This window comes from Escherichia sp. E1130, assembly GCF_005781065.1.
Classification (GTDB): Bacteria; Pseudomonadota; Gammaproteobacteria; order Enterobacterales; family Enterobacteriaceae; genus Escherichia.
On record NZ_VATL01000015.1, the window covers coordinates 213,716 to 226,320 of the forward strand.

Annotated in this window: 11 protein-coding genes; 5 read left to right on the forward strand and 6 right to left on the reverse strand. The window is 52.6% G+C overall.

From position 1 onward, the window contains the following. Position 1 precedes the first annotated feature (1 nt). Genes glcF through glcD form a run of 3 tightly spaced genes read right to left on the reverse strand, consistent with a single transcriptional unit; the run spans position 2 to position 3,787 of the window. The gene (gene glcF, locus FEK66_RS14660; protein ID WP_135495063.1) at positions 2-1,225 is read right to left on the reverse strand and encodes a glycolate oxidase subunit GlcF; all 1,224 of its coding nucleotides are present in this window, start codon (positions 1,223-1,225) and stop codon (positions 2-4) included. A 10-nt stretch (positions 1,226-1,235) separates the two neighbouring features. Next, positions 1,236-2,288, reverse strand: coding sequence for a glycolate oxidase subunit GlcE (gene glcE / locus FEK66_RS14665; RefSeq protein ID WP_135495064.1), 1,053 nt, complete (start codon positions 2,286-2,288; stop codon positions 1,236-1,238). Further along, the gene (gene glcD, locus FEK66_RS14670; protein WP_135495065.1) at positions 2,288-3,787 is read right to left on the reverse strand and encodes a glycolate oxidase subunit GlcD; all 1,500 of its coding nucleotides are present in this window, start codon (positions 3,785-3,787) and stop codon (positions 2,288-2,290) included. The genes glcE and glcD overlap by 1 nt, the downstream gene beginning before the upstream one ends. A gap of 250 nt (positions 3,788-4,037) precedes the next feature. Between glcD and glcC the strand changes: the two genes are divergently transcribed. Then, positions 4,038-4,802 carry a transcriptional regulator GlcC gene (glcC, locus tag FEK66_RS14675; RefSeq protein WP_130208005.1) on the forward strand — a complete coding sequence of 255 codons (765 nt, stop codon included), beginning with the start codon at positions 4,038-4,040 and terminating at the stop codon, positions 4,800-4,802. Between the two features lie 6 nt (positions 4,803-4,808). Here the strand turns inward: glcC and yghO are convergent, their stop codons facing one another. Further along, positions 4,809-5,951 (reverse strand): protein YghO, encoded by a 1,143-nt coding sequence (gene yghO / locus FEK66_RS14680; RefSeq protein WP_171023570.1) that lies wholly within the window; start codon positions 5,949-5,951, stop codon positions 4,809-4,811. A 371-nt stretch (positions 5,952-6,322) separates the two neighbouring features. On the opposite strand from yghO, the gene FEK66_RS14685 reads away from it, so the two are divergent. From FEK66_RS14685 to FEK66_RS14700, 4 genes are read left to right on the forward strand one after another with little or no spacing between them, the layout of a single operon-like run. Further along, positions 6,323-8,044 carry a fatty acyl-AMP ligase gene (locus FEK66_RS14685; protein WP_240783242.1) on the forward strand — a complete coding sequence of 574 codons (1,722 nt, stop codon included), beginning with the start codon at positions 6,323-6,325 and terminating at the stop codon, positions 8,042-8,044. Beyond that, positions 8,041-8,955, forward strand: coding sequence for an NAD-dependent epimerase/dehydratase family protein (locus FEK66_RS14690; protein WP_138211489.1), 915 nt, complete (start codon positions 8,041-8,043; stop codon positions 8,953-8,955). Before FEK66_RS14685 ends, FEK66_RS14690 begins: the two co-directional genes overlap by 4 nt. Before the next feature lie 31 nt (positions 8,956-8,986). After that, positions 8,987-9,235: an acyl carrier protein gene (locus tag FEK66_RS14695; RefSeq protein ID WP_001697422.1), complete on the forward strand. Its 249-nt coding sequence runs from the start codon at positions 8,987-8,989 to the stop codon at positions 9,233-9,235. Further along, the gene (locus FEK66_RS14700) at positions 9,235-10,407 is read left to right on the forward strand and encodes an aminotransferase class I/II-fold pyridoxal phosphate-dependent enzyme (protein WP_130208009.1); all 1,173 of its coding nucleotides are present in this window, start codon (positions 9,235-9,237) and stop codon (positions 10,405-10,407) included. Before FEK66_RS14695 ends, FEK66_RS14700 begins: the two co-directional genes overlap by 1 nt. Before the next feature lie 36 nt (positions 10,408-10,443). Here FEK66_RS14700 and lptG read toward each other — a convergent pair whose 3' ends face one another. Next, a complete protein-coding gene (gene lptG / locus FEK66_RS14705) occupies positions 10,444-11,523 on the reverse strand; it encodes an LPS export ABC transporter permease LptG (protein ID WP_135495066.1) in 1,080 nt (359 codons plus the stop codon). Next, positions 11,520-12,590, reverse strand: coding sequence for an LPS export ABC transporter permease LptF (gene lptF, locus FEK66_RS14710; protein WP_135495067.1), 1,071 nt, complete (start codon positions 12,588-12,590; stop codon positions 11,520-11,522). The genes lptG and lptF overlap by 4 nt, the downstream gene beginning before the upstream one ends. Between the last annotated feature and the right edge of the window lie 15 nt (positions 12,591-12,605).

Sequence of the window (12,605 nt, forward strand, 5' to 3'; positions counted from 1 at the left end):
GTTATTCCTTTTCAAGGGCTTGTTCTACAATTTCAATCCAGTGACGCACAGAGGTTCGACCGGCGCTCGCCAGATGCGTCTGGCAACCAATGTTGGCGGTGACGATCATTTCCGGTTTGCCGCTTTCCAGCGCATTCATTTTGTTATCCCGCAGCTGGCGCGCCAGATCGGGATGCGTTAACGCATATGTTCCCGCCGACCCGCAGCACAGATGGCTGCCGGGAACATCGGTTAAGGTAAATCCAAGACGAAGTAACACTTTTTCCACTTCGCCATTGAGCTTTTGCGCATGTTGCAGGGTACACGGGCAGTGGAAGGCCAGTTTTTTATCGCCGCGAATTGCCAGTTTTTCCAGCGGTTCCTCGCGCAGAAGTTCGACTAAATCGACCGCCAGCTCACTGACCTGACGCGCTTTATCGGCATACAACGCATCGTTTTTCAGCATCTGCCCATACTCTTTAACGAACGCGCCGCAGCCGCTGGCGGTTTGCAAAATTGCCTCGGCACCTGCTTCAAGCGCGGGCCACCAGGCATCAATGTTATTTCGCGCCCGCGCTAACCCTTTCTCTTGCGCATTAAGATGATAGTCCACCGCGCCACAACAGCCTGCTTCGTTAGCTGGCATGACGCTGATCCCCAGACGATCCAGCACCCGCGCGGTTGCCGCGTTAGTGTTGGGCGAAAGTGTAGGCTGGGCGCAACCTTCCAGCATTAAAACCCGGCGCTTATGGCGCAGCGGTGGACGCGGTTTGGCTTTCACCGTTTCAGCGGGTAATTTTGCTCTTATCTGTTCTGGCAAAAACGGTCGCAGCACCAGCCCTACCTGCGTCAATGCGCGAAAGACCGCCGGACGCGGCACCACCTGACGCAGCCCTTCGCGCAGCATTCGCTCCGGCAGTGGGCGTTTCACTTTCTGCTCGACAATATCACGCCCGATGTCCAGCAAATTGTGATAGCGCACACCAGAAGGACAGGTGGTTTCACAATTGCGGCAAGTGAGACAGCGATCGAGATGCTTCTGTGTTTTAAGCGTAACTTCGTTGCCTTCCAGCACCTGTTTAATCAGATAGATGCGCCCGCGCGGCCCGTCCAGTTCATCGCCCAGAAGCTGATAGGTTGGGCAGGTTGCGGTACAAAATCCGCAGTGAACACAGGCGCGCAGGATGCTGTCGGCTTCCTGCGCTCGCGCGTTCTGCCGCATCTCTTCGGTTAACCGGGTTTGCATAGCCTGCTCCTTAAAGTTCCGCGTACATGCGACCGGGGTTAAACACGCCGCAAGGATCGAGCTGCTGTTTAAGCTGCTGGTGATAGCGGAATAAAGGAGCCGGTAGCGGGGCAAAGCCGCCATCTCCGGCACTAAAGCGGGTCGCATGACCGCCAGCGTTGCGGGCGATGCGATGGATTTGATTGTCATCGGCTGTCGATTTCAGCCAGCGTAACGCGCCGCCCCAGTCGATCAGTTGTTCGCCGGGTAAATCCATCATTGGCGCATCGCTGGGTAATGAAATGCGCCATAAGGTACCTGGTAACGAGAAGAACGGCAGTTGTTGTTCACGCAATTGCTGCCAGAACTGACCCGCAACCTCTTCGCCCCCCAGCAGTTCACGCGCCGCTTTCACCGATCCTTCACCGCCTTCAAGGCGGATCCACAACGCGTTGTCGAAGTAACATAAGCCACTAATGGGTAGCGGCTGAAGTTGCCACTGGGCGATTTCACTCATGGCTTCTTGCAGGCTGATTTCCCGACGCAGGCTCAGGGTGGCGCGCGGTCGCGGTAACACTTTCATTGAGATTTCAGTGAGCACGCCAAGACAACCGTAGCCTCCGGCCATTAATCGCGAGAGATCGTATCCGGCAACGTTTTTCATCACTTCGCCGCCAAAACGCAGATGTTTTCCTGTGCCGGTAATGATGCGCGTGCCGAGGACAAAATCGCGGACCGAACCGCTCCACGGGCGACGCGGCCCCGCCAGCCCGCAGGCGACCATCCCGCCCCAGGTAGCTTCTTCACCATAATGCGGCGGCTCGCAGGGGAGCATTTGCCCCGCGCTTTCCAGCGCCGCTTCAATCGCCACCAGCGGCGTTCCGGCACGCGCGGTAATCACCAGCTCGGTCGGGTCGTAATTAACAATGCCGCGATGACAACGCACATCCAGCGTTTGCCCGGTGACAGGACGGCCTAAAAAGGCTTTGCTATTGCTTCCCTGAATCACCAGCGGCGTTTTATTACTAATCGCCTGATTCACCTGCTCCAGCAGCGCCTGGCTGTAATCACACTCGCGTAGCATCAGAAACGCTCCAGTTCAGGGAAAGGTAAATGACCGTGATGCACGTGCATGGCACCAAATTCAGCACAGCGGTGTAGCGTGGGGATGTTTTTTCCTGGGTTCAGCAAACCATCGGGATCAAACGCCGCCTTGACTGCATGGAAGGTCGTGATTTCATCGCTGTTGAACTGGGCGCACATTTGATTGATTTTTTCGCGCCCGATGCCATGTTCCCCACTGATGCTGCCGCCCACTTCAACGCAGAGTTCGAGGATCTTCCCGCCCAGCTCTTCCGCGCGGGCAAATTCACCGGGTTCGTTGGCATCGAAAAGGATTAACGGGTGCATGTTGCCGTCTCCGGCATGAAAGACGTTGGCGACGCGCAAATCATATTGCTGCGATAAACGGGCAATGCCTTCCAGTACGCCAGGCAGCGCGCGGCGTGGGATGGTGCCGTCCATGCAGTAGTAATCGGGAGAGATGCGCCCCACCGCCGGAAAAGCGTTCTTGCGGCCAGCCCAGAAACGTACGCGCTCTGCTTCATCCTGTGCCAGACGGACGTCAGTCGCGCCCGCTTTCAGTAAGATGTCGTTAACTCGCTCGCAGTCTTCCTGTACGTCAGACTCCACGCCGTCCAGCTCGCATAACAAAATCGCTTCGGCGTCGATGGGATAACCGGCATGAATAAAATCTTCTGCCGCGCGGATCGACAGGTTATCCATCATCTCCAGCCCGCCGGGGATAATGCCATTGGCGATGATGTCACCAACCGCAAGTCCGGCTTTTTCTACCGAGTCAAAGCTTGCTAACAGAACCCGTGCCACGGGCGGCTTCGGCAGCAGTTTTACCGTCACTTCGGTGGTCACGCCGAGCATACCTTCCGATCCGGTGAACAGCGCCAGCAGGTCAAAACCAGGCGAATCCAGCGCGTCCGATCCCAGCGTCAGCGCCTCGCCGTCCAGCGTTTGCACTTCAATTTTCAGCAGGTTATGTACGGTCAGACCATATTTCAGGCAGTGGACGCCCCCCGCGTTTTCCGCCACGTTGCCGCCAATCGAACAGGCGATTTGCGAGGAAGGGTCCGGTGCATAATAGAGATTATGCGGTGCTACGGCCTGGGAGATCGCCAGGTTACGCACGCCCGGCTGCACGCGCGCACGGCGCCCGACGGGGTTAATGTCGAGGATCTCTTTAAAGCGCGCCATCACCAACAACACACCTTTTTCCAGCGGCAGCGCGCCGCCAGAAAGCCCGGTGCCTGCGCCACGGGTCACCACCGGCACACGCAGGCGGTGGCAAACGGCCAGAATCGCCGTCACCTGTTCCATCTGCTTAGGCAGAACAACCAGTAATGGACGCGTGCGATACGCGCTCAACCCGTCACATTCGTAAGGAGTGATCTCCTCATCGGTATGCAGGATCTCCAGTCCAGGGACATGCTCACGCAGTGCCATCAGTACCGATGTGCGGTCGACATCGGGTAAAGCGCCATCAAGACGCTCTTCGTACAAGATGCTCATGAGTAGGGTTCGCTTTGTTGTGTTGTGTGGCAGCTGATTTTTGCGCGCTGCTTCTGTGAACAGTTATTAAGCGGGGTTTTCGTTTTCGTCTATCTCTTTAGCTACCGGTCAGACCATTTTTTTTCCATCTCTGTGACTTCGCGTTGGTTAAGCCAATGTTAAATTGATGTAACATAATCACTTACGTGATGTACGTGTTTCGCGAGTTAAGAACAGAAAAATTGGTCCTACCTGTGCACGAGGTCCGGGAATGAAAGATGAACGTCGCCCTATTTGCGAAGTAGTTGCTGAGAGTATCGAACGGTTAATTATCGACGGCGTACTGAAGGTCGGTCAGCCGCTTCCCTCGGAGCGTCGGCTGTGCGAAAAGCTCGGCTTCTCGCGTTCCGCACTGCGTGAAGGACTGACCGTGCTGCGCGGGCGCGGGATTATTGAAACAGCGCAGGGTCGCGATTCTCGGGTCGCGCGGCTTAATCGGGTCCAGGACACCAGCCCGCTAATTCATCTGTTCAGCACGCAGCCGCGAACGCTGTACGATCTGCTTGACGTTCGCGCATTGCTGGAGGGCGAATCGGCAAGGTTGGCGGCTACGCTGGGAACCCAGGCTGATTTTGTTTTGATAACCCGCTGTTATGAAAAAATGCTCGCTGCCAGTGAGCACAACAAAGAGCTTTCGCTGATCGAACATGCACAGCTGGATCACGCTTTCCATCTCGCCATTTGTCAGGCTTCCCACAATCAGGTGCTGGTGTTTACGCTGCAATCATTGACCGATCTAATGTTTAATTCGGTGTTTGCCAGCGTGAATAATCTCTACCATCGACCACAGCAAAAAAAGCAGATCGATCGCCAGCATGCGCGGATCTATAACGCGGTGTTGCAGCGACTCCCGCATGTCGCCCAGCGCGCCGCCCGCGATCATGTTATGACCGTGAAAAAGAATCTCCACGATATCGAACTGGAAGGCCACCATTTGATTCGTTCGGCGGTGCCGCTGGAAATGAACCAGAGTTAGCTGGAGTCAAATCTGCTTTTCATACAAGCGGTAACGCTTGTACGGCTCCGCCCCAATGCGTTCCAGCATGTTATTCATGCCTGTATTGGTTTCGAGGATCCATGACATTTCCAGCGCATCGATCTTCCGGCGAGCAAACGGATCATGTAAGGCTTCAATCAATAACAGAGCAATCACCGGGCCGATGCGGCTGAACTGATACTCGTCGCGAACCCCCATTAGCGGCACTCGCGCGGTCCGCACACCGCTGACTTTCAAGCGCCACAGCAATTTTGCCCAGCCGAAGGGAAAGAGCGATCCGTTCAGATCGGCAATCGCCTCGTTGATGTTCGGTAAGCCGACAATAAACGCGCAGGGTGCAGAATCAATCTCGGCGATGTAGATCATATCGTCCGGCACCAGATACTTAAGTTGATCGCCCATGGTCGCAAATTCATGTTCGGTAAACGGCACAAATCCCCAGTTGTGCTGCCAGCCGGAGTTGAAAATCTCACGCAGGATCTGCATCTCTTCGGCAAACCGCTGACGATTGATGCAGCGAATGGTCACCTTTTTGCGCACCTGATCCATCAGTTTTTTTAGCGCCGGAGAGAAAGTGAGATCGGTTCGCTGCATCCACCACGCCAGTAAATCAATACCTTTGTGATAACCCAGTTGTTCAATATGCGCGGCATACCACGGTTTACCGTGCGGCATCATCGCACTGGGTGGTGTGTCAAAACCTTCAATCAGTAATCCGCTTTCCTGATTGATATTCAGGCTAAAAGGCCCGGTGATGTTGCGTGCACCTTGTGACTTCAGCCATGCTTCCGCTGCGCCAAATAAAGCTTTAAAAACCTGCAAATCATCAATGGCGTCAATCATGCCGAAATGACCGGTATCCTCGCCGTAACGCTCGCGGTGCAAGGTATCGATTTGCGCGGTAATGCGCCCTACTACCTGCCCCTCTTTTTTCACCACCCATGCCTGCCAGATGATATGGTCCGTTCCCGGATTCTTTTGTGACAAATGCTCACTGCGTTCAATGCATAAAGGAGGGATCCAGTTTGGATCATCGAGATAAAGTGACGACGGAAAAGCGATAAATGCTTTTAAGTCGTTTTTATTTATTACTTTTTCAATTTTAATCATCAGCAGATCGCATTCCATATTTACGTGGACAACAAATAATTAACGGTGAAAAACAGGCAGTAACCACAACGAACGGCACCTTAATAATCCACCCAATGAATACAAACGAAGACAAAACAATATTTATTAATGATGTTGATAAAACCAGTGACTGCGTTAAACAGTCAATAATGTCTCTTATAGACTTAAGCGACCCGACAAGGCATCACCTTAATACATTCATAAATTAAATATTATTCACAATAAAAAATAACAGAGCAGAACTTATTATCTTAATCAATGTTCAATATCACAACGATGAAAATACTATCTCATTTATCTTTTATGCATATATAATCCACCGCATTATTGTCATTTTATTTTTGATATCCAATTTTCTTGTGGTGTATATGTCCAATAAAATCTTTACGCATTCTTTGCCTATGCGCTATGCCGATTTTCCAACGCTGGTTGATGCTTTGGACTATGCCGCTCTGAGTAACGCCGGAATGAATTTTTATGACAGGCGTAGCCAGCTTGAAGATGAACTGGAATATCACACTTTAAAAGTGCGCGCGGAAACAGGAGCCAGGCGGCTGCTATCGCTGAACCTGAAAAAAGGCGATCGCGTGGCGCTGATTGCCGAAACCAGTAGCGGGTTTGTCGAGGCATTTTTTGCCTGCCAGTATGCTGGATTAGTTGCCGTACCATTGGCGATTCCAATGGGCGTCGGTCAGAGGGATTCCTGGAGCACCAAACTGCAAGGTTTACTGGCTAGCTGCCAACCAGCCGCGATAATCACTGGCGATGAATGGTTGCCGCTGGTCAATGCCGCGACACATGACAACCCCGAATTACATGTTTTAAGCCACGCCTGGTTTAAGGCATTGCCGGAAGCCGATGTTGCGCTCCAGCGTCCAATTCCGGACGATATCGCCTATTTGCAGTACACCTCCGGCAGCACCCGTTTTCCCCGTGGCGTTATCATCACTCACCGCGAAGTGATGGCCAATCTACGCGCCATCAGCCACGATGGCATTAAATTACGCCCTGGCGACCGCTGCGTCTCCTGGCTGCCTTTCTACCATGATATGGGGCTGGTCGGTTTTCTCCTGACACCTGTAGCCACGCAGCTTTCGGTGGATTATTTGCGCACCCAGGATTTCGCCATGCGCCCACTGCAATGGCTTAAATTGATCAGTAAAAATCGTGGCACTGTTTCCGTTGCGCCGCCGTTTGGCTATGAATTGTGCCAGCGCCGCGTGAATGAAAAAGATCTCGCTGAACTGGATCTCTCCTGCTGGCGCGTCGCGGGTATTGGCGCTGAACCCATCTCCGCAGAACAACTCCATCAATTTGCTGAATGTTTCCGTCAGGTTAACTTTGACGATAAAACGTTTATGCCCTGCTACGGACTGGCAGAAAACGCGCTGGCTGTCAGTTTCTCAGATGAAGCCTCCGGAGTTGTGGTCAACGAAGTGGATCGCGATATCCTCGAATACCAGGGCAAAGCCGTGACGCCAGGTGTTGAAACACGTGCCGTATCAACTTTCGTCAGCTGTGGTAAGGCGTTGCCGGAACATGGCATTGAAATCCGTAATGAAGCAGGTATACCAGTAGCGGAACGTGTGGTGGGCCATATTTGCATCTCCGGCCCCAGCCTGATGAGCGGTTACTTTGGCGATCAGGCTTCACAAGACGAAATTACCGCGACGGGCTGGTTAGATACCGGCGATCTCGGCTATCTGCTGGACGGTTATCTGTATGTCACCGGGCGCATTAAAGACCTGATTATTATTCGTGGGCGTAATATCTGGCCGCAGGATATTGAATACATTGCGGAACAGGAGCCAGAAATTCACTCTGGCGATGCCATTGCGTTTGTTACCGCCCAGGAAAAAATCATTTTGCAGATCCAGTGTCGGATCAGCGACGCAGAGCGCCGCACGCAGCTTATCCACTCGCTGGCGGCGCGGATACAAAGCGAATTTGGCGTAACCGCGGCTATCGACCTGTTACCGCCCCACAGCATTCCTCGCACATCTTCCGGCAAGCCCGCCCGCGCAGAAGCCAAAAAACGTTATCAGAAGGCCGTTGCCGCCAGTTTCCATGTGCAGGAATCTCTCGCATGAATCAAACTGTCGCGGTAACGGGCGCTACCGGGTTTATCGGTAAATATATTGTCGATAACCTGCTCGCCCGCGGCTTTCACGTCCGCGCATTGACGCGTACTTCCCGCGCTCACGTCAGCGATAATCTCATCTGGGTACGCGGTTCGCTGGAAGATACGCATTCACTTAGCGAGTTGGTTGCTGGTGCCGGTGCTGTGGTCCATTGCGCCGGGCAAGTACGCGGACACAAAGAGGATGTCTTTACTCGCTGTAACGTTGACGGCAGTCTGCGCCTGATGCAGGCGGCAAAAGAGAGTGGCTTTTGCCAACGTTTTCTTTTTATCTCTTCGCTGGCGGCGCGCCATCCCGAACTCTCCTGGTACGCGAAATCCAAACACGTCGCCGAACAACGACTAGCAGCAATGGCGGACGAAATTACGCTGGGCATTTTTCGCCCAACAGCAGTCTATGGCCCCGGCGATAAAGAGTTAAAACCACTGTTTGACTGGATGCTGCGCGGCCTGCTGCCACGGCTGGGCGCACCAGAGACGCAGCTCTCTTTCCTGCACGTCACCGATTTTGCGCAAGCCGTGGGTCAGTGGTTAAGCGCCGATTCCGTACAGGCGCAAACGTATGAATTATGTGATGGTGTCGCCGGTGGCTATGACTGGCAGCGCGTGCAACAACTGGCCGCCGCCGCCCGTCAAGGAGCTGTACGGATGGTCGGCATTCCTCTGCCGTTGCTCACCTGCCTTGCAGATGTCAGTACCGCGTTGAGTCGCCTGGCAGGTAAAGAACCTATGCTGACCCGCTCGAAAATTCGTGAATTAACCCACGCCGACTGGTCGGCAAGTAATAACCGTATTTCTGAAGATATTAATTGGTTTCCCGGGATTAGCCTGGAACACGCATTACGCAACGGGCTATTTTGATTGTCTTGTTTAAAGGTGTGTTAACGTTTCTATGGTAAATCGTGAAATAGTAATGGATTACATCCTTTCCTGTTTACAGGATTTGGTCGAAAACGGTGTGGAAATTAAGCCTGACAGCGATCTCGTCAACGATCTCGGCCTGGAGTCGATTAAAGTGATGGATCTCTTAATGATGCTGGAAGACAGATTTGATATTTCCATTCCTATTAATATTCTGCTGGATGTCAAAACCCCTGTGCAATTAATGGAAACACTACTTCCATGGCTGGAGAATAAATAATGGGGCTATACGATAAATATGCGCGTCTTGCGGGCGAGCGACTGCAATTTAGCGATAACGGGTTAACGCCGTTTGGCACCTGTATTGATGAAGTGTACTCCGCCACCGAAGGGCGCATTGGCGATAAAAAAGTGATTCTGGCCGGGACCAATAATTATCTCGGTTTAACCTTCAATCATGATGCCATCGCCGATGGTCAGGCAGCGTTAGCGACGCAAGGCACCGGCACCACCGGTTCACGTATGGCTAATGGTAGTTATGCGCCGCATCTGGCGTTAGAGAAAGAGATCGCCGAGTTTTTCAATCGCCCTACCGCTATCGTTTTTTCAACCGGTTATACCGCTAATTTAGGTGTCATCAGCGCACTTGCCGACCATAACGCCGTGGTGTTGTTGGATGCCGACAGCCACGCCAGTATTTATGACGCCTGTTCTCTCGGCGGCGCGGAGATCATTCGTTTCCGCCATAACGATGCTAAAGATCTGGAACGTCGCATGGTGCGCCTCGGTGAACGAGCAAAAGAGGCGATTATCATCGTTGAGGGCATCTACAGTATGCTCGGTGACGTCGCACCGCTGGCGGAAATCGTTGATATCAAACGTCGTCTCGGCGGTTATTTGATTGTCGATGAAGCGCATTCATTTGGCGTGTTAGGCGCAACGGGGCGCGGACTGGTTGAAGCCGTTGGCGTTGAAGATGATGTGGATATTATCGTTGGCACCTTCAGTAAAAGCCTGGCTTCTATTGGTGGTTTTGCCGTGGGTTCGGAAGCGATGGAAGTGCTGCGCTACGGCAGCCGTCCGTATATTTTTACCGCCTCCCCTTCTCCTTCCTGCATTGCAACCGTGCGCTCGTCGTTAAGAACTATTGCCACACAACCAGAGCTGCGGCAAAAACTGATGGATAATGCCAACCATCTGTATGACGGGCTGCAAAAACTGGGTTACGAGTTAAGCTCACATATTAGTCCGGTAGTGCCGGTAATAATCGGTTCGAAAGAGGAAGGTTTACGCATCTGGCGTGAGCTTATTTCGCTGGGCGTGTATGTGAATCTTATCCTGCCACCTGCCGCGCCTGCGGGTATTACGCTGTTGCGCTGTAGCGTAAACGCTGCCCACAGTTGTGAACAAATCGATGCCATCATTCAGGCATTTGCGACCCTGAAGCAGTAATATTGGCCGCCGTGGTGTTACCCCACGGCGGGATTATTAATGTTGCCTGTCGTACCAATACACCAGCATTAACGCCACCAGCACAAACGCTACTGGTAAACCGAGTGCGGTAGCGGGCGCACTCAACGCAAATAGCAATCCCAGATTGACCATGATTTGATAGCTAATCCAGGTAAGCAAGCCAACGATGACGCCTACAGCAAGGCGGCTGCCCATCCCTGGTGAGCGCGGGGCGCTAAAGGTAAAGGGCACAGCCAGTAAAATCATCGCCAGAGTTAAAATGGGTTGCCCCAGCTTCTCCCACAGTGCAAGGCGGTATTCGCTGCTGGGTTGTCCGGTTTCCTGCAAATAATGGATGTAATGATTGAGCTGACGGACAGAAAAAGTATTCCCCGGCATCGATAACTCTTCAAGATTCATACTGGTGAAGGCCGATTGCCAGGCAAGATTATCTAATGTTTCCTGCGTTTCTTTGCCATTCAGCCATTTTTTATGATTCACGCCGTGCAGGATCCACGTTTTGTCGTCTTCAATGGTGGCACTGCGTGCATAAATGTAAGATTCGAGCGAGAGATCGTCGCGATAGTGAAATATCTCTATGCCTACCGGCTGGCCCTGTTCGTTCAGCGATTTCACCGTCACAAATTCATTACCGCGCCTGGCCCACAGCATATTGCCGGTAATGTCATCGTCATCCCCCAACGCTATCGCGGTAGATTTGATTTGCAGCGCCTGTTGCTGCAATGGCGACGCCACCCACTCATCAATCGCGCCTAACGAAACAGTCCACAGTATCCCGGCGACCAGCGCCACCAGTGCAATACGGAAGATAGAAAACCCCGTGCTGCGAATGGCGGTAAGTTCACTATTTTTCGATAACTGCCCGAGACCAACAATCCCACCCAATAACGCGATAAACGGCGAAAGTTCGACCAGTGTGCGCGGTAAGGTCATCAGTACCACCAGCACCGCCTGAGTCCAGAGATAACCACCCGGACTGACATCATCCAGTTCGTTAATCAAGTTGAAGGTGGTAAAAAGCGGCAGCAGTAGCCCGGCAGCGGCAGCAAAACCGAGGAAGAGATGGCGGATTAAATAGCGACTGAAAACATTCATCGGGAAAATTTCTGCAGCAAGGAGAAGTCGCGTGCGACCAGCATCAACAGGCCCATTAGCATGAGTCCGGGCACTAACCACAAACCAGGAATGAGGGGAATCGTGCCGTTAGCCACCAGCGTACGGCAGACGTCACCGCCATAAAAAATGGCAACAAACAGCAACGTCAGTGGCAGTAACGTTGAAAATCGCCCTTGCCGCGGTTTTACCCGACTTAAAGAGATGGCCAGCAGAGCCATCAACAACGCTGTCAGGCCACGGCTTTGTCGCCATTGCAGTTCGGCATGATCGGCAGGAAATACAGAGCGCGCCAGTTCCGCGACCGATTTCGCTTTACGTTTGACGTTGGCACTTTGATCCAGTGGATTAAGATGTAATTGCAGATTACGGTAGATCTGTTCGTTGTCGTCACGACCCTGATGATCAAGAAGATAGGCGGTCCCGTTGTGCAACATAACGGTCGGTTTCTCGGGTGATGGGTCAACCACATCAACCGAACGGGCGCGGAAAACACGGGTTCGATTGGCAGTAGAAGTATAAATCAGCGCGTCAGTCAGGCGATTATTATCCTGATCAACCGTCTGCGAAATGATCATTCGTCCGTTATCGTTAGTGTTAAATTTCTTTGCCCGCAACTGGCGAACATCCAGCTCCGACTGCGACTGTTGTTCCAGTTGATAAATCTGCGCATAAGCCCAGGGCCGACCATACATCGACAACAGCGTGACAAAAATACTTAATGGAATTGCCAGATACAGAACGGCTTTATACAAACGTGCGGGACTGGCGCCCGCCGCAGAGATAGCGGTAATTTCCGAGTCGGTATACATCTGCCCAAGTGTCACACCAACCGACACATACAGGCCCACTGGAAGTAACATTTCAAGCGCTATCAGCACTTTGTAGAAAACAACATTAAGTACTACATCAAGCGCTAAAGTCCCATTGGCTGCTTCGGTCAGGTAACGCTGTGCAGAGTAACTGGCGAAGATAAAGATCAAAAAACCAACGATAATCAGCACCAGACGGCGCGTACCACGCATGATGTAGTGTTCAACCAGCTTCATCTCACTAACGCCCTC